Annotated in this window: 16 protein-coding genes and 1 tRNA gene; 3 read left to right on the plus strand and 14 right to left on the minus strand. The window is 42.2% G+C overall.

Features of this window, described 5'->3' with window-relative positions:
• Nucleotides 1-18: 18 nt before the first annotated feature.
• From rsmH to yfmF, 4 genes are all read right to left on the minus strand, one after another.
• A complete protein-coding gene (gene rsmH, locus AC6I1H_RS01205; RefSeq protein ID WP_497739242.1) occupies nt 19-963 on the minus strand; it encodes a 16S rRNA (cytosine(1402)-N(4))-methyltransferase RsmH in 945 nt (314 codons plus the stop codon).
• 15 nt (nt 964-978) lie between these two features.
• Complete coding sequence (gene mraZ / locus AC6I1H_RS01210) at nt 979-1,407, minus strand: division/cell wall cluster transcriptional repressor MraZ (protein ID WP_497739243.1); 429 nt, start codon at nt 1,405-1,407, stop codon at nt 979-981.
• A gap of 160 nt (nt 1,408-1,567) precedes the next feature.
• Nucleotides 1,568-2,839 carry an EF-P 5-aminopentanol modification-associated protein YfmH gene (gene yfmH / locus AC6I1H_RS01215; protein ID WP_497739244.1) on the minus strand — a complete coding sequence of 424 codons (1,272 nt, stop codon included), beginning with the start codon at nt 2,837-2,839 and terminating at the stop codon, nt 1,568-1,570.
• A gap of 41 nt (nt 2,840-2,880) precedes the next feature.
• Nucleotides 2,881-4,149, minus strand: coding sequence for an EF-P 5-aminopentanol modification-associated protein YfmF (yfmF, locus tag AC6I1H_RS01220; protein WP_497739245.1), 1,269 nt, complete (start codon nt 4,147-4,149; stop codon nt 2,881-2,883).
• Between the two features lie 359 nt (nt 4,150-4,508).
• Between yfmF and AC6I1H_RS01225 the strand changes: the two genes are divergently transcribed.
• Together AC6I1H_RS01225 and AC6I1H_RS01230 are read left to right on the plus strand one after the other, a co-directional pair.
• A tRNA-Pro gene (locus AC6I1H_RS01225) sits at nt 4,509-4,585 on the plus strand.
• A 116-nt stretch (nt 4,586-4,701) separates the two neighbouring features.
• Nucleotides 4,702-5,364, plus strand: a complete 663-nt coding sequence (locus AC6I1H_RS01230; RefSeq protein ID WP_497739246.1) for a hypothetical protein — start codon at nt 4,702-4,704, stop codon at nt 5,362-5,364.
• Here AC6I1H_RS01230 and AC6I1H_RS01235 read toward each other — a convergent pair.
• The 7 genes from AC6I1H_RS01235 to scfB all read right to left on the minus strand — a co-directional run bounded on the left by AC6I1H_RS01235 (nt 5,342) and on the right by scfB (nt 12,683).
• The gene (locus tag AC6I1H_RS01235) at nt 5,342-7,000 is read right to left on the minus strand and encodes an ABC1 kinase family protein (RefSeq protein WP_497739247.1); all 1,659 of its coding nucleotides are present in this window, start codon (nt 6,998-7,000) and stop codon (nt 5,342-5,344) included. The two genes, AC6I1H_RS01230 and AC6I1H_RS01235, sit on opposite strands and share 23 nt — an antisense overlap.
• 9 nt (nt 7,001-7,009) lie before the next feature.
• Nucleotides 7,010-8,389 carry an aspartate aminotransferase family protein gene (locus AC6I1H_RS01240; protein ID WP_497739248.1) on the minus strand — a complete coding sequence of 460 codons (1,380 nt, stop codon included), beginning with the start codon at nt 8,387-8,389 and terminating at the stop codon, nt 7,010-7,012.
• 230 nt (nt 8,390-8,619) lie between these two features.
• Nucleotides 8,620-8,808 carry a Spo0E family sporulation regulatory protein-aspartic acid phosphatase gene (locus AC6I1H_RS01245; RefSeq protein WP_497739249.1) on the minus strand — a complete coding sequence of 63 codons (189 nt, stop codon included), beginning with the start codon at nt 8,806-8,808 and terminating at the stop codon, nt 8,620-8,622.
• A gap of 206 nt (nt 8,809-9,014) precedes the next feature.
• A complete protein-coding gene (locus AC6I1H_RS01250; RefSeq protein ID WP_497739250.1) occupies nt 9,015-9,533 on the minus strand; it encodes an ECF transporter S component in 519 nt (172 codons plus the stop codon).
• A 126-nt stretch (nt 9,534-9,659) separates the two neighbouring features.
• The gene (locus AC6I1H_RS01255) at nt 9,660-9,992 is read right to left on the minus strand and encodes a YkvA family protein (protein ID WP_497739251.1); all 333 of its coding nucleotides are present in this window, start codon (nt 9,990-9,992) and stop codon (nt 9,660-9,662) included.
• Nucleotides 9,993-10,012: 20 nt separating this feature from the next.
• Nucleotides 10,013-11,200, minus strand: a complete 1,188-nt coding sequence (locus AC6I1H_RS01260) for an MFS transporter (RefSeq protein WP_497739252.1) — start codon at nt 11,198-11,200, stop codon at nt 10,013-10,015.
• 115 nt (nt 11,201-11,315) lie between these two features.
• Nucleotides 11,316-12,683, minus strand: coding sequence for a thioether cross-link-forming SCIFF peptide maturase (gene scfB / locus AC6I1H_RS01265; RefSeq protein WP_497739253.1), 1,368 nt, complete (start codon nt 12,681-12,683; stop codon nt 11,316-11,318).
• A 199-nt stretch (nt 12,684-12,882) separates the two neighbouring features.
• Between scfB and AC6I1H_RS01270 the strand changes: the two genes are divergently transcribed.
• Nucleotides 12,883-13,170 (plus strand): FmdB family zinc ribbon protein, encoded by a 288-nt coding sequence (locus tag AC6I1H_RS01270; protein ID WP_497739254.1) that lies wholly within the window; start codon nt 12,883-12,885, stop codon nt 13,168-13,170.
• A gap of 33 nt (nt 13,171-13,203) precedes the next feature.
• Here AC6I1H_RS01270 and AC6I1H_RS01275 read toward each other — a convergent pair whose 3' ends face one another.
• The 3 genes from AC6I1H_RS01275 to AC6I1H_RS01285 all read right to left on the minus strand — a co-directional run bounded on the left by AC6I1H_RS01275 (nt 13,204) and on the right by AC6I1H_RS01285 (nt 21,311).
• On the minus strand, nt 13,204-14,820 hold the full coding sequence (locus AC6I1H_RS01275) for a methyl-accepting chemotaxis protein (protein WP_497739255.1): 1,617 nt from the start codon (nt 14,818-14,820) through the stop codon (nt 13,204-13,206).
• A gap of 120 nt (nt 14,821-14,940) precedes the next feature.
• A complete protein-coding gene (locus AC6I1H_RS01280; protein ID WP_497739256.1) occupies nt 14,941-18,318 on the minus strand; it encodes a UvrD-helicase domain-containing protein in 3,378 nt (1,125 codons plus the stop codon).
• A 5-nt stretch (nt 18,319-18,323) separates the two neighbouring features.
• The gene (locus tag AC6I1H_RS01285) at nt 18,324-21,311 is read right to left on the minus strand and encodes a PD-(D/E)XK nuclease family protein (protein WP_497739257.1); all 2,988 of its coding nucleotides are present in this window, start codon (nt 21,309-21,311) and stop codon (nt 18,324-18,326) included.

Below are 21,311 nucleotides of genomic sequence, written 5' to 3' on the forward strand. Positions count from 1 at the left end.
ATTCACTCCTTCGACATTTTAGAACCTGAGCTTTTCAGCCACCCTGAGCTTTGCGCTCCTGGAGCGGGGATTTTCTTCGATTTCTCCGGGTGAGGGAAGCACAGGCTTGTGTGTCAAAACTTTTATTGTCTTTTTATGGCCGCAGGTGCAGATGGGAGCATCCTTGGGGCATATACAGCCAACCGCCAGATGCTTGAACGTATTTTTTACGATTCTGTCTTCCAGAGAATGAAAGGTTATGACACATATCCTTCCCCCGGGCACTAATACATCCACGGCGTCCTTTAAACTGGACTCCAATATTTCCAGCTCTCCGTTGACATAAATCCGCAAAGCCTGAAATACCCTTTTGGCTGGATGAGGCCCCTGTCTGCGGGCACGGGCCGGAATGGCATCCTTAATAATTTCTACCAGCCGGCCTGTGGTTGTAATTTTGTCCTTTTTTCTCCTTTCGCATATAAAATCAGCTATTCTGCCAGCCCAGACTTCTTCGCCGTATTCTTTAAAAATTTTTTTAAGAGTTTCCCGGTCCATCTCATTTACTACTTGTTCCGCAGTAAGCCCCGCTCTTTTATCCATCCGCATGTCGAGGGGCGCATCCTTCATATAGGAAAAACCGCGCGATTCTTCGTCCAACTGAAAAGACGAAACTCCCAAATCAAAAACTATGCCGTCGATGCCGTCAATATTGAGTGTTTCGATTATTCGTTTTATATTTTTAAAATTGTCATGCACTAACTCTATTTTCCCACCATATTTTGAAAATGTGCTTCTGGCGTTCGATATTGCGTCTTCATCCCAGTCTACGCCGATAAACCTGCCTTCTCCCCGGGCCCTTTTCAGGATTTCCATGAAATGCCCGCCGCCCCCCAGAGTAGCATCGACATAAATGCCCCCTGGTTTTACCGAGAGCATGTCTATTGTTTCATTCAAAAGCACCGGCCTGTGATATCTGTAGTCCATATCTTACCACCCATGCTACAAACCTAAATCCAGTTTTTCTGCTATTTCCTCATAAGACGCCGAAGCCTGTTTACTGTAAGCCTCCCATTCCTCCAGGCTCCAGATTTCAGCCCTGTTTGAAACGCCGATGATTATGATGTCCCTGTCAATTCCGGCATATTCTCTCAGCTGCGGCGGGACCAGTATCCTGCCCTGTTTATCCATTTCAATCTCCACTGCTCCTGAAAAGAAAAACCGAATGAACGCCCTGGCATCCTTCTGGGTGAAAGGAAGGGATTTGAGCTTCTGTTCCAGCACCGCCCATTCATCTTTAGGATATACAAACAGACAGCGGTCTAAACCCTTTGTAAGAATAAATGTATCTCCCAGTAGTTCTCTGAACCGGGCTGGTATAATCAATCTTCCCTTAGGGTCCAGTGAGTGCTGGAACTGCCCCATAAACATGTCGTTTCACTCCACTTATATATCTTTATAATCCACTTTCCTCCACTTTATTCCACTTTATCTATTCTAGGAATATTTTAAAAATCCTTCCTGTTATAGAAAAAAATTTTAAAAAAAAAAGATGGATTTTCAAAATCCATCTTTTAAAATATAGCTTTTTTTATTTCGGCATCACGGTAGATGCGGCATGCCTTGAAAAGTCAAAAAAAGAATAAAGCCTCCCCACAACGTCTTCGAATTTGATATCTTCAAGGGCTTTCATATAATCGAAAATATCGATGTTCTTATGATAATACGACACAAATGAAGTGGCGATAAATTCCACTGAATTAAATCCCTGAATAAAATCCCCGAGAAATTTCTTCTTTACCCTAGTAAAATCTTCTTTTGAAATCCCTCTATCCTTATTTTTTGAAATGCTTTCCAGGATTTCTTTGTGAAGTCTTTCCGGATCCCTGGTCTCACCGCCGATGGTGCAAAAACCATAGTCTTTCTGGCCTTCATAACTAAAACTGAACCTGTCGTCTATCAACCCTTCTTCATACAATCTTTCATACATCTCGGAACTTTTTCCAAAAAGCACTTCCATTAATATTCCAATGCTCAATTCTTTTTTCAGCAATTCATATCCGTCGTAGCCCACATCCGTATCTTTAAATCCCATTAAAAACATCGGTTCCGACACATCGAGCCTTACCGTGGAAGCCGCGGTGTTGATAAAGCCCGGTTCTTCGGGATAAATCCTCTCAATGGGAGGTTGAGCACCCATATGTTTTTTGTTCTCATGTTTTTCAACCAGACTGAAAACCTCTTCCGGTTCTATGCATCCTGTAACGAACAATATCATGTTGCTGGGATGGTAAAAGGTGTTATAGCATTTATACAGGGTATCCACATCGATCTTTTGTATGGATTCCACAGTCCCGCCGATGTCAATCCTGACGGGATGGTTATGGTAGAGGCACCTCAAAAGATTTAAAAGCACCTGCCATTCGGGTTCGTCTTCATACATCCTGAGTTCCTGCGTGATAATCCCTTTTTCTTTTTCAACACTTTCCCTGGTGAAATATGGCGTTTCCACGAACTCCAGCAGCAAATTGAGATTCTGTTCAAAGAATGAAGTGGCCGAAAAAAGGTAGGTGGTATTGGTATAATTTGTAAAAGCATTGGATGAAGCGCCCAATTCCGCAAATTTATCAAAGACATTGCCGTATTCCATTTCGAACATCTTATGTTCTAGAAAATGTGCTATGCCTTCGGGGACTTTAAGATGCTCCCCGGTGCCGGGCACAATAAATTCGCTGTCTATGGAACCGTAACGGGTGGAGTACATCGCAAAAACCTTGTTAAAATTCTTCTTAGGAAGGACAAAGGTCATTAGGCCGTTATTGGACCTGTGAGAATACAAGCGTTCTCCTAAAAAAGTATCCATTTATCTTCCACCTTTCAACTGGCTTTTTTATGTTCATCATTTCACTTTTTATTGAGGAAAAATATGGTATCAAGATTAATTTTTTGTGCCACCTTCCGGACATCATCTTTTGACACACTTTGTATTTTCCTGATCATGTCTTCTGTCGATTCTCTGACGCCGTTGATTATGCCGTCAAGATATAGGCTAATAATCATGGACGGGCTGTCGGCAGTCTCTTTTAGGGAACTTATAAGGCTTTTCACTGTACTGTCGAATTCATAGTTAGAGATCTTTCCGGCTTTAATGTCTTCAAGCTGCTCTTTTATAATTCCCACCGCTCTGTCAAAATTTGAAAAATCTATACCGCAGCCGATCAGCATAAGTCCTTTATTCTTTTCGAGCTTTGAAAAAGCATAATAAGCAAGGCCGGCTTTTTCTCTGACATTCTGGAACAGTTTGGAATGAGGCCCTCCTCCCAGGATGCCGTTATACACCATAAGGGCGTAATAGTCGTCATCACCATAGCGGGTATTGGTGCGGAATCCCATTGACAGTTTGCCCTGATTCACATCTTGCTTTTCTTCGACGATTTTTTCGCTTAAGATTTCTTTTTTAAAAAAAGATGTATTAACACTTTTTTCCTCCCCGCGATCAAAATCAAAAAGTTTCTCGACCCTGTATGCGACCTCGTCTTCATCAACATCCCCCAGCACAAAAAAGTCCATGGGACAATGATGAATGCAGTCAAGATAATATCCGTACAAATTGTTTTTATCTATTTTTTCGAGGTCTTCAACATTGCCGTACTTGTAAATGCTGAAGGCCTCGTCTTTGCACATTTCTTGAAAACAGCGTTCAACGGCATAATTGAACTTGTCATTGTAGAGAGATTCTATGGTCCTTCTAAGCACATCTTTTTCCTGCTCCACATATGCGCCCTTAAAACCCCCGTCTTCCAAAACCGGATTTAACACAAGTTCTTTAAAGACGTTGAGGCTGTCTTCCATTATATCTTTTCCGCAAATATATTTACGGTTTACCGTCTCCAGGAAGAATTGCAATATCTGCCTCTCACCCCTTTTTAATATATCCCCGCCCATATCCGCTCCGTAAAGGTTTTCCAGATAGAGGCTTAAATGCCTGGAGGTGGGGAAACTGCGGGTGCCTCTCTTTAATACAAAAGGTAAAAGAGCGGTCATTGTGGCGGTTTCTCTTTTTAAATTTTGATGGATAAAAATGCAAAAAGTATTTGTCTTAAATTTGTCGGTGGAATGAATAAAAAGATTGATGCCGTTTTTCAATGTCCTGTGAGCAAAAATATCCTTCAAATTTTTAACCTCCTTGATGGTGTCTTGCATTTATTATAATTTCCACTTTTTCTTTGAAATTCCTGCTTCATTAATCCCTTTGTTTTATAATTCCCCTCATGATAGCCGGTATACAATCCGAGCCGCAAAGTCCGGATTAAAAGCCATGCCGTGATTTTCAACGTAACATTATAATGCGTAGGAAAGTATAAATATTCCTTAATATATGGCTTTCTGTAACGCATCTCAAAAAATCTACCGATTTAAATCTTTCGCCTTGTGCCCGAGGGTTTAGAATCAAAGATTTTTTATAATAATCGCCACAAAAAGTAAAAAAAGCATTTGAAAAAAATAGATGTTTGTAGTATAATAACATTCGTCGGGGCGTAGCGCAGTTTGGTAGCGCGTTCGGTTCGGGTCCGAAAGGTCGTGGGTTCAAATCCCGCCGCCCCGACCATTTTAAAATATTTTTTACAAAAAAACCACCGGTATGGATATGGTTTTTTTTATAATGCTTTTTTGTTTTTTTAGCTATAATAACTTACAGGTTGTCAAAAAAGCGAGATGGTCCGATTGATTCAGATAGATGACGCCGGCAGCGGCAGTCTTATCGGCGGCACCTGCATAGGTCTTTATTATGATAAAAAAAACATAATTAATTTCGATTATATTCCTTTAGAATTCTATACTCTGGAAAATTTTAAAAAAAAACTCTACCAGCAACAAGTAATCAATATAGTATTAAACTTTCTTCAAAAATATTCTATTCCCGGAGATGAACCCGTAGAAGTCTGTCAGGGTTACATCTTTGATGCCCTGAGAGATTACTTCAAACAAAATAACTTCATTTGGAAAAATGTCAAAATACAGGGAGTCCTTCAGGATAAAGTTGAAAAAGCCTTTGCCGATTATGCCGTATCTCTCGGCCTTCCCAAAAACTATGTATTATACACAAAATATCCCTTCCATTTCCACAAGCTGCTGCGGTGGGTCTATGCTGATTATGACGCAAGAAAGAAATTATGTAAAACCGGATGGAAAAGCTGGAGAAAGTACGGTGATCTACCGGTGGAGACATTTGACGGTCTTATGGACATCCCGGGTTATTATTGCTTAAAATGCGGCAAAAAAATCAGGACTAAAAGCCCTGTCAAAATCCTGAAGTTTTTCAGCAACAGGCAAAACATAATATACCTGCATGAAGACTGTTTATCTAAAACCTGCCCGATCTCATAATGGAAATAAGCAGCCAGAATCCCATGAAACCCGCTATGACGAACCCCAATTCTGCTACAGGTATTTTCAAAAATAGACGGCGGCTCTGGTCAGCCATTAATGACGACCCCATGATAAGGCTTGCAACGATTATGCTGAAAGCCAGGCGGTTGCTGATTATATCCAGGCGGCTTATCAACCGGTCCAGTTTTTCATGCTTTAATATCAATTGTATTTCTCCCCGTTCAATCATCTCCAGAATCTTCAAAGAATGCCGCGGCAAACCCCATCCATAGTCTCTGATTTTATTGAGAGAATTATAAAGTCCCGCCGTTATTCCTTTGATTGAATAGTTCTGCCTTATGACTTCTTTGACGTAGGGTTCGGCCATTTCAACAATGCTCAGGTCTGGTGCAAGTGTCGCCAAAATCCCTTCCAATGTTATAAGAGTCTTTGCCAGCAATGCCAGTTCCGACGGCACTTTAATCTGATATTTACGGGCCATTTCCAGCATTTGAGTCATTATTTCACCAATGCTTATTTCCTCAAAAGGCACATCATAATATTTTGACATGAGATATTCAATATCGCTTCTCAAGTCTTCCCGGTTGACCATTTTCCGGGCAATTCCCATATCCAGCAGGACTTCACATATTTTATCCGCATCTTTTCCGGTCACTGCGACCATCAAACGCATACCCATCTGTTTCAATTCTTCCCTGAGCGTGCCCACCATGCCGAAATCCAGCAAGCCGATTTTCCCGTCATTTAATACAATTATGTTGCCCGGATGCGGATCCGCGTGAAAAAATCCGAACTTTACTATCTGCTTTAGATAGCAGCTCGCAAGGTTTCCGGCAACTTTTTCGGCGCTTATTTGCGCCTGCTTCAGAGTCTCTATATCCGATATCTTTATTCCAGAAATATACTCCTGAGTCAGCACCCGAGAAGTGGTAAACTTCCAGAATACCTCGGGAATGTATACCTCTCTTGAACCCTCAAAGTATTTCCTGAAGCGTTCGGCATTCCTTCCTTCTCTGGCAAAATCCATTTCCTTTATCAGAGAATCGGAAAATTCTTCTACCAGTTCCACGAGGCCGTACATCCTTGCCCACTCAAATCTGTGTTCCAGAAAATCCGCCAGATCAAATATTATCTCCAGGTCTTCGGTCACGATTTCCTCTATATGCGGTCTTTTAACCTTTACTATTACATCTTCTCCAGTGACGAGCCTTGCCTTATACACCTGACCGATGGAAGCCGAAGCTATCGGTTCTTCGGAGAAAGCATCAAAGACCTCTTCCAGAGGGCTTGCCAGTTCTTCCGACACAATTTTCCTGGCTTCCTCGGTGCTGAAAGGTTTTACCTCGTCCTGCAACTTTTCCAATTCCCTCAAAATATCGCCAGGGATAATATCCTTGCGAGTGCTGAGCATCTGCCCGAGTTTTATAAATGTGGGCCCGAGTTCTTCCAGAACCTGCCTTACTCTTACCGCGACGGGGATTTTACTGGAATTCGTCGAAGTCTCCCTTTTTTTAAGAGGAAGATATTCGAAAATTCCGATGCGGTCCATCACTAAACCAAATCCATGTTTTATAAAAACATTGGCAATCTCCCGAACTCGCCGGATATTCCTGTAACGCGTGTAAAACGACATGATCTTCACCTATCTTGAGAAAAGTGAACCTGCCGCAGTTTTTACAGTGCTGAAGGTAAGTTTAAGCAGGTCGCGGTTTTTAGATAGTATGTCCTCCAGCGCATTCAACATATAATCTATATCCTGTTCTGTGACAATAAGAGGCGGTTCCATCCTTATCACATTGGGATTGTTGAGGGTGTAAGCCGTAATGATCCGGTGGCTGTTTAAAAGTTCGCCGGCCACCATGGCTCCCGCAAACTCCTGGTAAAATTTGCTAACTGCCCCGCCCGTAATCCTGTTTAGCAGCCCTTTTTCCAGTGTTTGGAATTCTATGCCTACCATGAGCCCCCGGCCTCGCACTTCTTTAATGATGCTGTATCGGTCTTTCAAGGTCTTTAAGCCTTGAATCATATACTCTCCCATTTTTTGTGCTCGTTCCGGCAGCTTTTTTTCAACAATGGCGGAAATGGCGGCTATACCCGCTGCACATGCCATTGTATTGCCGCCAAAGGTTGATGTGTGCAAAAGACATTTTTCCATGCCGCCGAAAGCCTTCTCCCATACAACCGGGGTGGTTATAAAAGCCCCCATCGGCATGACTCCGCCTCCGATAGATTTTGCTACGCACATTATATCCGGAGTCACTCCTTCTTCCTCACATGCAAACATCCTGCCGGTGCGGCCAAAACCGGTCTGTATCTCATCCACTATCAGTAGAGTTTCATACCGGCTGCATAGTTCCCGGGCGCTTCTCAAATAACCTTTCGGCGGCACTATTATCCCGCCTTCCCCCTGGATGGGTTCCACTATGAATGCCGCCACATTTTTTGCTTTTAATTTATCTTCCAAAGCGTCGATGCGGCCATACTCCACCGTCTCAAATCCCGGAATAAGGGGCGAAAACGGTGTCTGATATTTTTTCCGACCGGTAGCTGAAAGGGCCCCCATGGTCTTTCCATGAAAAGAACCCTCGCACGATATGATATTGTGCTTTCCAGTTGCTGCCCGGGCCGTTTTCAAGGCACCCTCCACGGCCTCGGCTCCACTGTTGCAAAAAAAGCTGTGCTTTAGACCCGAAGGAGCCACCTGAGAAAGGTTGTGACCCAGAACCGCTGCATATGTACTCAATGATGCTTGAAGTAAATTCGGCCTTGAACTGACTCTGGAAAGTGCATTAAGTACCTCCGGAGGATTATGGCCCAGATTCAATGCGCCGTATGCCCCCAGAAAGTCTATATACTTTTTGCCCTCACTGTCCCATACATAACAGCCTTCAGCCTTTACAAAATTCTTATCAAAATTTAAAAGGCTTAGCATGGAAGCAAGCCCCGGGTTAACATATTCGGAATACAATTTTCTTATCTCGCTACGGGAAAGTTTTTCCACATCATCAATTTGATAAAGCATATAGCACACCCCTTTTCTTATTCTAATATGAATTATATATTAGTCGATTGGGTATGTCAAAAATGTTTTAAAATGCGTAGGAAAGCAAAAATATACCTTAACGTAGGGCTTTCAGTAACGCATTTCAAAAAAGCTACCGCTGTTTAAATGCTTATAGATAAAAGCTTTTTTAAAAAAAGTCCCTGTTTTTACAAGGACTTTTATTCTTCAGGTGAAATAGCGGCAACAAATTAATAATTCATATGGGCTTTTACTTTTTTTTGCGCCTTTTTAATAAAACAATAATACTCATATATAAGCTTGTCAAGTTTAAGGCTCAGAAGATATGCTTTCTGGCTGTTGAGATTCTCCTCCAGGTCCAGAGTTTTATAAAGCTCTATCTTCAGATTATAAATCTCATGGGATAAACTTCTTAACATTTAGAACAACTCTCCTAATTATTAACGAATCAACGTAGGAGATTTTACCACAGCAAAAAAGTAAATTCAAATTAACTGATGACGAGTTTATCCCATTATAGCCATAAAATTCTATTATCCTGTTTTTTCCGTTAAAATTTCCTATATTATAACTATTTCCCGCCATATTTTGAAATATTTGTCATAAACTGTAAGAGCTTGTCAGCTTATAATTTTTGTATTTTCTTTTGTATTTTGCCCAGTTTTGGAGCAACTCCAAAAGAATTTAAGGCTGAAATTACTATTAAGGCCAAAAGGCCGCCGACAATTGCAGTAATCAGCTGCGGAAACTGGAGTGCGGAAGAAACCGCCGGATTCAAATGGAGAAGGTATCTTGTAGCAATATATAAAGCTGCGAATTTTATAAAGGCTGACGCCAGAACTGCGATGTACGAATTAAAAGGCTTCAAAAAATAAAATACTACTACCAGCAGGGCATTCCCAATCATTATAAACGGGACTGCGGGCGCAAGTACAGGTTTTAAAATACCGACAAGCAGCGCAATCCATGGTGTGGCGGCACCAATGATTATCCCCGCAGGCCATCCGACGGCGCATGCCGAGATTAGAAGAACCGCATTTACAAGCGGCCCTGTAAAAAACTGGCCGAACTTCAAGCTCTGGAAGGCTATGGTCAATGCCAGCAATAATGCCGTTCTGGTTATTAACTTTATCTTGATGTTCAATCTTTACATCCCCCTTTTTTTCGACTATATTTAATTATAGCCGCTATTGCAATTAAAATCAACAAATTTTACCTCTTGAAGACGCGATTTTTTCCGGCAAAATGGGAGGCTTTATCGACTTCCGCATTATTTATCTTTTTCATTATCGAGCACTTCATATTCCACATCGATGATATCCCGCTCGTCTGTTTGCCTTTGAGCACGGTTAGATACATTTTTGGTTTCAGCGTATTTTTTCAGTTTGTCCGCCATAAAAGAAAGCATCAATAAAATGACGACTAAATCATCCAAAATTCCTATTCCAAAAATAGGATCGGGTATAAAATCCACCGGAGAAATGAGATACAGCAGCGAAACAATGACCCACATCTTTTCACTGACGGGCACAGCGGGATCCAGCACGTATTTTAAAGCCATCCAGGCTTCTTTCAATAAATTCAAATACTTTGAACCTCTCATGTCAACACCCCTTTATAAAATCAAATAACACCAATTTCTTTTGCGCCCCTTATCTTCTTTTCTCCAGGATTTGGAACCATCAGGCTGGCGGCCAGAGATACCCCAAGAAAAGCAATGGTATTCATCATCGCCATGTAAAGATTTCCGCCCAGCGCATCGGAAAGAATTCCCGTAAAAAGGCCTCCCAGCCCTCCCATGCCAAAAGTAAAACCCTGCATAAGACCCGTGGCCATGCTCGGATTTTGAGGATACAACCTCTGAGCCAAAACCACCGAGCCAGGAAAAGCTGAGTGAATCAAAGCCCCGCCAAGCAGCAAACATACAACGGATACCGGACCGTTGAAACTGAAGAATCCGATAAGGCAAATAATGGATAAAATTGAGGAATATATGAGAGTCCTTTTAATTCCAATACGATCGGACACAAAACCGCCGGTTATGCCTCCAATGCTTTGAAAAAATAGAAAAAGCGAAAGGATACCTGAACTCGTGGTCTCCGAAAGTCCCCTTGATACAAATAACATACTGGTATACATTGTAAAAGTGCTCAATGTCCATGTCCTGAATCCCACCACAATCACCAATAGAATCAGGTATTTAATATGGTTTTGATAAAACCCCGTATTTGAACTGCGTGCGGTTTTAAAGCTGTCCGAGCCCTGCAACCGATTTTTATTAATCAACATTATTATACCCGCAGTTATACCAGGCAATCCCAGGAGCAGGACACCTTTTAATCCAAAGGCATTCTTCAATAGAGTAGCCGAGATGGGGGCCAGGGTCATGCCCACGGTGCCGGCCGTAATGTACAGAGCCATAATAAAACCCTGATTTTTCGGCGTCAGATTAGTGATTAAAACCGAGCTCAAGGGATGATACAGCGAAGATCCGACCCCTGCGATGGTAACCACTATCAGCAGAAATATGTAGCTGTTTGCCATCCCGACCATAGCCATAAAGACGGCCGAAATCATCACCGATATCGCCGGAACTGTCGATCCGTTAAATCTCCCTCCCAGGTATCCAAAAACCGGCTGCAGCCATGATGAAGTAATGGATAACATAGTAAAGAGCAGCCCCGATAAAGTCATGGATAAACCCAGGTTTTTTGCTATGGCAGGCATCAAACCGGGTAAAATATTGCCGTAAAAATCGATAAAAAAATGTCCCATGGAAATCAATATAAGTGGCACAAAAAAATTTTGCATACATTCATCCTCCATATTTGGTGAATCAGGGGATGAGTGTTGTGAGTCAGGGGACGGTTCCTTGACTCACTAGTGAGTCAAGGAACCGTCCCCTGACTCACAAACCTCCCCTCACTCACTGACTCACGATCTCAAGATATATTGCAATTTCGATTCTCTTTTTTTGCAGTTTGCATGTCACGTCATAGGGCACATTCATATCTCCGTTTATCTGGTAATTGTTGGCATCGCATCCTCCGCTGCAGAAAAACCTGGCCCAGCAACCGGAACATTCTGGTTTTGCGAACACATGGGTATTTTTAAACCTTTCCACAATGCTTTCATTCAATTTTTTCTCAAAAACATTGCCCATAATAAAATCTTCCATGCCTGCGAACTGATGGCACGGATATATGTCTCCGCTCGGAGTCACCGCCAGGTATTCCCTGCCGGCGCCGCAGGCCGAGAGCCTTTTGTACACACACGGGCCATGATATATGTTCACATTGAAATGATAAAATCTGAAAGGATTTTCCCCAGAACTTTTCCTTCGCAAATACTCCTGAGCTATTTTTTCATACTGGTCATATACAACCTGTACATCGGCTTCTTTCAGCAGAAAATCTCCCTCTTTTCCCACTACCGGTTCTATCGAAATTTGCTTAAATCCCATATCCGCCATATGAAAAACATCTTCGGAAAAATCCAGGTTTTTGTTGGTAAAGGTACCCCTCACATAGTATTCTTTATGCTCTTTTTCTCTCAATGCCACCATTTTTTTAATGTTGGGAACAATCATATCATATGACCCCGTGCCATCAGCCCTGACCCTTATACGATCGTTTACCTCTTTTCGCCCGTCCAGACTAAGAACGATATTGTCCATATTTTGATGCAGGTAATCAATTGTTCCATCGTTTAAAAGCATTGCATTGGTGGTAATGGTAAAATGAAACTTTTTGCCGGTTTTTCCCTCAATATTTTTCGCATATGAAACCACTTCTTTTACCGTATCCAGCGCCATCAGCGGTTCTCCGCCGAAAAAATCTATCTCCAGGTTCTTGAGGTTTCCCGAATGCTCCACCAGAAAATCCACGGCATTCCTGCCCACTTCTTTTGACATCAACTCTCTCCTGCCGTGATAATCCCCCTTGGCCGCAAAACAATACTTGCACCGCAGGTTGCAGTTATGGGCTACATTCAGGCACAGTGCCTTTACATGCCGCCTGCTCCTAATCTGGTCTATGGCAGAAGAAAAATCCGCCTCGGTGTATATAAGGTGGTCTGTCTTCAGTTTTTCTATTTCCGTCAGGGCTTCCAGAATGGCGGTTCTTGAATATTTGCCATCAAGTTGTTTTATTATATAATCTTCGTCAAACTTATCATAATAATCCAGCACATCGTAAACAATATCATCTATCTCAAATATCGAACCGCTGTTGACATCAAGAACTATGTTTTTGTCAAATATCCTGAATTTATGTATCTGGCCGGTCAAGCACATCCTCTCCTATCTCGAATATAATCTTGATATACATGCAACAAATCTCATTTTACCACAAACAATACTTTTTATAAATATTGTTTTCTAACAAAACACAATAGACTCCGGCGGACCTTGACAAAATGCGGGAAAAGTTGTATATAAAAAGTTGTATACGATTTTGTTCATATTAAAGATTTATGAAAACGGAGGGATAATCGTGCCGACCTATGAATACAGATGCAAAAAATGCGGCGATTTTGAAAAAGAGCAGTCCATAAAAGACAGCCCCCTGCACGTATGCCCCACCTGCGGAGGCCCCGTACACAGACTTATAAGCCCCAATGTAGGCCTGGTCTTTAAAGGTTCCGGTTTTCATATCACAGATTATGTCCATAAAGATGAAAAAGCCCATTCAAAAGTGGAAAGCATCGGCGAAAAAGCGGGTAATAAAACCGAAAGCAAAGATGCTTCAGTCGACTTAAAAACCGAAAAGAAAGCAGGATAAGGAAAGGCGCATAATGCGCCTTTCCTGTTACAGTTAGATATCTTTTATTTTTATATCCGTTGCAAGGACTCCCACTATATCTCCTTTTTCATTTTTAATGGGGACCGATACGGTAACACAGGTATCATCGGTTCCAACCGGTATGTAAGGATCCGAAACATAACAATTTCCTTTAATTGCTTCACTGTACCAGGGCCGGAATGAAATGTCCTCGATATCCACCTGCCGGGTTATATAGAACAGCTTGCCGTTGGCGGCGGAATAAAGGATTTGAAACTCCGGATGATTTGCCTGAAGCTTTTCAAACACTTTCCTGTGTTCATTCTTATCCATTGATGTAATCTCTTTTGATAGAGCTTTTTTCCGCAAAACATCGAGAAGGGTTTCAATCGCTCTTTTCTTATCATCAGCAAGCATGACATCGTTTCCGAAACTCCTGATTATTTCGTTCAAACGGGTCTGCGTATTTTTGAGATATACCGCCATGCGCGAAAGTTCTTCTAGGGCCGCTTTTTGTTGTTCGCTGGCCGCCGCCACTTCCTGGGAAGCTGCCGAGGTTTCCTCCGTTACCTTAACTATATCGTTGAAAGAATCCACTATCTTTGTAACTTCTTGAGCCTGGCCGGATGCATTTTGCTCTATTTCGGCCAATTCCTTTTCCACTTCATGGGCGGTTTTAAAAACATTTTCAAGAAAAGTCTGGGTTTGTCGAGCATGGGAAACGTCGTTTCTGGATCGCTGTAAATTCTTCCTGGTATTCTCAAGATTTCTATTGATACCTTCCACCATTTCCCCGAGAATTTCTCCAATGTTTTTTGCCAGCACTTTTGATTCCTCAGCCAGTTTCCTGATCTCCTGGGCCACCACAGCAAACCCCCGACCGTATTCCCCCGCTCGAGCAGCTTCAATGGCGGCGTTCAAAGCCAGCAAATTGGTCTGTTCCGCCACGTTCTCCACGGAAATTGTTATATCGCCAATCTTTTTGCTTTTTTCAGTAAGCTCGCCGATATCTTCGGCCAGAGCTTCGCTATGTCTGCCGCTTTCGATGATATTTTCCATAAGAAGTTTTAAAGTTTCGGAAGAATTATTCAAAACATCCAGGAAAGCTTTGAATCCCTCTCCGGTCTTGCGTGCTCTGACAAGGGTGCTTTTGGATTTTTCCAGCAAATCCGACAGCTGTTCTTTCGACTCCACCGACAGGGCAGCCTGGTGCTCAGCCCCTCCCGCCACACTCTGTATCGATTCCACTATCTGGTTGTAAGAACTGTCTACATCTTGCACACTCCGGGAGAGCCGATCGGATAAGTACACAGCCTGTTCGGACACTATCTTCAATTCACGTTTTATTCCTTTGACCATGTCAATAAAACCTTTCATGGTCCCCGCCAGTCCGGCAAGTACGAACAAGCCCTTTTTGTCTGCATCATCCTCTGCAGCAGACTCTATTGATTTTCTTACATAGGCGTCAAACCGAATAATTGATTCCGTCAGTAAATACAGCAAAATCATTGACGCCAAAAGGCCAAGACATGAAATAATTTCAAAAACGTATTCCGGCAATTTAAAAATTTTGACTGCAACAAGCGCTACAAAAGAAATTATAAATATAAGTAAAGAATAAATCCTTAATTTTAATAGAGTTTTTATCAAAATATTTCCCTCCTTTCTGTATAAAATTAGACAAATTTTGTAAAACTCCTGCTTATTAATTTAGAAAACTTTATAAAGTATCGAACTTTATGTTTTGTTATTAATTTTAAACAAGACACTCTATTTGCATAGAGATGCGAATTCGCACATATACTCGCAAGGTTGACAGCACTGGTAATCTTCCATGTCATTGTGGCTTTCAATATAATCAATGATTGAGCTCAAACGGCTTATAAATTCGGCGCTTTCGCCCCAATCAAACCAAACCGGTACTGCTTTTGCAACATCCAGAAAAAACAGGAACATGCCTTTTAACTTAATATTTTCGTATATCTTTGTGTAGAGCTTTTCAAATCCCAGCCTGTAGAGAATAAACTGCGGTTTGTAGTGAGCCAGCAATATTTCCATGTCATCGCTACTTTTAATCCTGTTGGTCTTGTAATCTATTAGATATGCTTCCGGAGTGCCTCCGCTATCATAAATGTCTATCCTGTCAATTATTCCATAAACCACCTTGCCTCCGCCAGCCAAAAGCGGCACCGCAAACGCCTTCTCCCGATCGGTTTTGATTTTCCTCCCGACAACTGTTTTTTCGTATTCCGATTCGGCAACAACGTAATTTTGTATCAATCGCTTTATCTCCCGGATATCATTATCAGCAAAGCATTTCCCTATATATCCTCTTATTGCATCTTCCATATCGCTTTTATTTTCCTTTACTTTTTCAAGAATTTCGTGAATCAATTTGCCTTTCGTCGCACCCCGGTAAACGCCCTGTGAAGAAGCGAAAATCAAATCATCTGTTCCGGCCTTCAATTCAATATCGCTTTCAAAATGAGTGCCTTTGAGCCCTGCTTTATATATGTAAAAGAATTTTCTTGGGCAGCCTGTAAAAGTAAAATACCTGCTTATGCTGAAGGAAGATTTGATTTTATATTCCGGAACAAATTCTATTTTCTTAAAAATACTTTCAATCATTCCGCGAGCTGAAGCATTCAAATGATTTCTACCGTTATTTTCATGGGCTTTGCCGCTGAAATCTCCCTCAGAAATTCCGGTCACATCATCATTCCCGCATATGTATTCTTTATAAATTATATCTTCATTTTCCAACCTTTCCTCGTTACCAACGCCTTCCGACACAATTACTTCTTCATTTAATGCCATTTTCAACATTTTTACGAAACAGTCGAGTTTATCATCATCCTTAAGTTCTACATTTTCCCCTGAAAAGCACAGGTATCTTCTGGCCCTGGTGGCTGCCACATACAGCATTCTCACAGCTTCCTCCAGCTCTTTTTCCATGAACTTTTCGCGCACAAAATCATATAATCTGTTTTCGGCGCCCTTTATATCGGCAATTTTTTCATCGAATCGCGCTATGACTCCAAACCCGTCATGGAACAGGAAACATGGTTTGCTTTTTCTGGTATTGTATATAACATCCCTGCCTATTTCAGGAATCAAAACCGCTTCAAATTCCAGGCCTTTCGCCGCATGTATGGTCATGATCTTAACCGCATTACTGTCTTCGGTGTCAAGGACCGCTTCCGCTTCCTTTGCGGATACCTCTTTCATACTTTGAATATAGTCAAAAAAATCCGAAGGAGAATAAATATCCTTTTCATCAAACTCACGCGCGATGCCGATAAACTTTTCCATATTCCGGTACATGGCGGCTCCATTTTCAAATGACAGCATGATTTCCTTTATATGAAACCTGTCGGTTATGAGATTGACAAAATCCGATATATTATAGTATCTGGCCCTTTGCCTCATCTCTTTTAAAAGCCCCAGCGCGGCCGGTTTATCAAATCTCTTTGAAGATTCTTTTGATACATCCTCATCAAAAAAATGGTCGAACACTTCAAAAAGCAAGTCGTCGGAAACGCCTATATAAGGCGACCTCAAAGCTCCAAGCATCGCCGCTTTATCATCGGGGTTATATACGCATTTCAATATGTTCATAATATCTACTATTTCCCGCTTTTCAAAAAAGCCGATGCCGCCAATGACGCAGTAGGGGATACCATGCTTTCTCAAAGCCTCTTCAAATTGCGAAAGATTTGTCCTGTTCCTCAGCAAAACAGCCATATCCTTATATTCATAACCTTCATCTACAAGTTCTTTTACCTTTAAAGCGAGCTTTTCCGCCTCCATCGTCCCGGCAACATCCTCTTGCCTTTCATCCTTGCCTTTCCCCAGAAGCTCGTCCAGAAATTTTTTCACCTCCTGCCTGTTTCCATTCTTCAGGACGCCTTTGCCGCTTTTCCACAGGCCATCGCCCTCCTTTTTTCTTTCCAGAAGTGAAAACTCCACTCCGGCACTGCCTTCATAACCCTCGACATTCTTTAAGGGCTCGAAATTTGAAAACAGGTTAGAAAATATCCTGTTCACCATATTCACAATATCCGGATGGCTCCTGTAACACGTAGAAAGTTCCCTCTTTTCCCCGTTTTCAATTATCTTTTCCGTGACAGAATTAAAAACCTCATAATCCGCTCCCCTGAAGCCGTAGATGGCCTGCTTCACATCCCCGACAATGAACAAGCGGCCCGGGAATATCCTTCCGTCATTTTCCTCGAGCAGATAATAAAGGATTTTCTTCTGGACCCGATTGGTATCCTGGAATTCGTCCACCAGAAAGTACTTGAAGCGCCGCCGGTAATGCTCCCGCAGATGCCCGTTTTCCAGTAACTTTACAGTGAAAATCTCCAGGTCGTTGAAATCCACCAGACCTTTTTCCAGTTTATATTTTTTAAAACTTTCGTCGATTTTTTCCAGTATGGTCACTATGAACAACTGGACTTCTTCCAGCATGCAGGCTTCTTCGAAACATTCCATATTGTTTTCTTTATAAAACCGCGCAATATTGCCCATAGTATGCTGCCTCAGTTCATCTATGCTCAGGGCCTTTTCCCGCATCTTATCGTAAAGATGTTTTACATCCTTCATCAGCCCTTCCTTATAGTAATAATCCGTTCCGTACAATTCGAAGAGCTTTTTGAATTCTTCATCCAAGATGCGTTCAGTAATAATTTTGTTGATTTCTTTCCTTATGATTTTGGAAAGCAAAGTCTCCCTATCCACATCTTCGATTATCCTGTACATTGGGTCCAGGCCCACCACATGGCAGTTTTCCCTCAGGATTCTGTCGCAGAAGCTGTGAAATGTGCCGATGTTCGCCCTCTGTATCTCTTCCCTTAATCTTTTTAATTTCTGCAATTGTTGCGGGTCCTTCGCCTTTAGAATCTTCTCGTTTATTAAGCTTCTGATCCTTTCTCTCATCTCCAGGGCTGCCTTATTTGTAAAAGTGATGGCCACTATGCTTTGAATGTCCGCATCTTTCTCGAGCGCCAATCTCAAAAACCTGCGGGAAAGCACCCTGGTCTTCCCTGAACCCGCCCCCGCATGAAGGGCAATATTTTTATCTATATCCAGAGCTCTGGCCTGTTCCTCATTTACATCGTACTCCTCCATGATTTTACAGACATCCACGATTATCACCTCTTTTTACCCGATAATTTTGCGACGTCGTACCTGCATATGCTCCGGTATTTGCACCGGTGGCCGGAATAAGTATTTACAAAAGGACACCTTTCGGGCGGCGCAAAATTCCCGTTTTTAATGTCATGAATCAAATGCGCCGCAAGGTCCTTAAAATAGTCCATCACGAATTCAAAATTGTCTCGGGAAATCGTATCTATGCTTCCCCTGTTTTTACCTAGGGATTTTCTTTCTTCCTCCACTATAATACCTTCATACCTGCAGTTTTCTAAATCGCAATAGAGAAGCGATATACATTCTGGATCCGGCAGATTTAAATCCTCCCTGAGAGCCCTTTTTACGAGATGATAGTACATGACCAACTGAAAGTCTCTGTCCTCAAGGCAGTCTCTTAGGTTCCTGCCGCTTTTCGTTTTATAGTCCATTATTAAAAACCTACCGGTGGGGCGGCTATTTTCAAACTCCAGGTCCACCCTGTCCACCCGGGCATAAAACTTAATATCTTCAAATAACTCCTCGTCGTAAAAGGATTTTTCAAAATAATACGGTTTGAGCAATTTCCCTGTAGCATTGAAATAACCCGAAAGAAAAGCGGAGTCCTTGATTAAAAAACCTCTCAATACCTTTATTATTTCATCTTTAAACACAGAAGCCGCTATATTTTCATCCTTCAATCCCGCAGCGTCGAAGGCTTCACTGGCTTTTTCATCCAGCCTCTCCTCATTAAAAACCATAACTTCTTTATAACCTTCATAATATCTTTTCAAAATATCATGATAAAGCTTGCCTTTATCCCTGGCGCGTATTACATCTTCATCGTCCTCTACCGCAACTTGCAGCACCCTTTCAACAAAAAACCTGAAAGGGCAATAAACAAAACTATTTAGCTGGGATGGACTGAAAAAATAATCCTCGCCGAATTTGCGGACCCATTCCGGCCCTACTCTTCCTATCTTTTCTTGGGCAAAATGCGCCGTATCTATAGCGCAAAGCCATTCAACCCTGTTCTTTAGATTATCATAAAGGATTTCACCTTCTGACGAATTCGCTTTTATTGCTCCATCAGCGTTTTCTTGAAAGGTTCCCAAATCCTCTTCGCCAGCGATTTCTGCAGGCATGCAGATTATCGCCTTTTCGACAGCTTCCCTCAGGCTCCAGATATCATCATAATCCGTGGAAAACCTTTGCCTCATGCTCCTTGAATCTGTGATGGCGTAAGGAGACTCATCCAGTCTTGCCGCGAAAATGAGTTCTTCCAGAAAAGGCGACTTTATGAGGTAACTTCCATCCTCACCGGCGGTCCTGTAACTTAAAAAAAGGCCTTCTCTGGCCGATGCTACGCTCAAAATAAACCTTATCTTTTCCCTTGCAAGCTCCCATCCCGGGCTTTCAAGATTTACCCTCCGCCCTGCCAGAAGTTCTTTTTCATGGGATGTGAAGAACCCGCCCTTTGGGGGCGCAGCCGGAAAAACCCCTTCGTTGAGGCCCAGAAAAAACACGTAGTCGTACGCTGTCCCTTTTAAAAGGTCTGGGTTTAATATCTTTATTCCTGCCGGATTGCCGCCTTTTTGTGAAATCGTCGCCTCCTGTATGTGCCGCTTTAAAAATTCCAGAAAATCTCCAAATTCAATTTGAATATCAAAGTCTGCATACTCCCGCTCCATTCTCATCAATATTTCCAGCAGCGAAATATATGCTTTCAGGTCCCTCACGAATATGTCGGAGGAAATATCCCCGTTTTTATACATATCATTCAGTTTTTGCTTGATCTTCAGTTCATCGATTATATTTATAAGCTCCACAGCATAGTACCGGATCTTATCAACAGAATGAATATCGCACAATTTTTCATTGATTTTTTTAAAATCTGCGCCGGCATTGCCTGACAAATAAGGCGAAGCCATATTTAACCCGCTTTCAGTCGCTTCTTCCCCTGCGGAAAACAGGATGAAAAGGTCTCTTATCAAAGGTACGGACGAAAGTTTCATGTACCTTCCCAGATTTGTGTCAAGATTCATTTCTTCGAAAATTCGTGCTATATATTCCCGGTAGTCTCCGGAATCGCCGGTGATTACCGCAATATTTTCAGGAATCGTTTTCTTCTCATAAAGCAGAGATTTGATGAGTTTTGCCGCCTGCCTCACTTCATCTTCCAGGCAGGGGGCGTTCAGAACCTTGATTCCCTTTGCCGGAGCCGGCAGCCTATCGCCGGTAAAAAGGCATGCCGCCGCCCGTTTAAATTTGCAATCCCGTGCAAAATCATACATTACAATTTCCGCTCCGATTTCCTCAAAATCCTTGTATACCTCGCTTTCAATGAACCTATCGATAAAAGGCGTATTCATGGGAACATGGCCTATTACCTTTATATGCCGGCTTTCCACAATGCTTTTTAAAAGCTCGGCATCTATCCTGTCAAGATTTATATAACCATCCACCGCTATTAATTCCACATCGTCCAGATATGTACATCTTCCGGAATTTTCTACGGCTATGCGGGCCACATCCTCCTGGTCCGCAAATCCAAGCCGTCTGAGTTTACTGTTATAAGCTTCATATATGGCCACCAGGTTTTCCGCTTTCTTTATCAGCATCTCTTCACATGTATCCTGCGCTTTTCTTAAAAGTTCCTCGTAGGAAAGGTTCTGCCTTTTTATCTTTTTTATAGCTTGTATCAATCCTCTCAGAAACCCGTATCTGCCGTAAACCTTATCGTAAAAATGAAGCTTCCCCTTCTGCGCCAGTTCCTCCATCACTTCTTTTAATACCACGACAGCGACATCTTCAGACAAGATCCTCCTTCCCCCCAGAAACTCCCTGGCGCAAGATACTTCCAGCTCATCGATCACTATGACATCGGCGTTTATGAGCCCGCCTAAGCCTGCCATAAACTCCTGCCGGATGTGGTCCGCCAGTTCCCGGGAAGGAACTATGTATATAATTCTCTTTCCCTTTTTCAAAACTTCGATGCATCTTTCCAGCAC

The organism is Biomaibacter sp. TOL (genome assembly GCF_059717795.1).

Excerpts from the sequence above, each read along its gene's own strand:
- rsmH (WP_497739242.1), bottom strand. The coding sequence starts at position 963 with ATGGACTACAGATATCACAGGCCGGTGCTTTTGAATGAAACAATAGAC.
- mraZ (WP_497739243.1), bottom strand. The coding sequence starts at position 1,407 with ATGTTTATGGGGCAGTTCCAGCACTCACTGGACCCTAAGGGAAGATTG.
- yfmH (WP_497739244.1), bottom strand. The coding sequence starts at position 2,839 with ATGGATACTTTTTTAGGAGAACGCTTGTATTCTCACAGGTCCAATAAC.
- AC6I1H_RS01235 (WP_497739247.1), bottom strand. The coding sequence starts at position 7,000 with ATGTCGTTTTACACGCGTTACAGGAATATCCGGCGAGTTCGGGAGATT.
- AC6I1H_RS01240 (WP_497739248.1), bottom strand. The coding sequence starts at position 8,389 with ATGCTTTATCAAATTGATGATGTGGAAAAACTTTCCCGTAGCGAGATA.
- AC6I1H_RS01245 (WP_497739249.1), bottom strand. The coding sequence starts at position 8,808 with ATGTTAAGAAGTTTATCCCATGAGATTTATAATCTGAAGATAGAGCTT.
- AC6I1H_RS01255 (WP_497739251.1), bottom strand. The coding sequence starts at position 9,992 with ATGAGAGGTTCAAAGTATTTGAATTTATTGAAAGAAGCCTGGATGGCT.
- AC6I1H_RS01260 (WP_497739252.1), bottom strand. The coding sequence starts at position 11,200 with ATGCAAAATTTTTTTGTGCCACTTATATTGATTTCCATGGGACATTTT.
- scfB (WP_497739253.1), bottom strand. The coding sequence starts at position 12,683 with ATGTGCTTGACCGGCCAGATACATAAATTCAGGATATTTGACAAAAAC.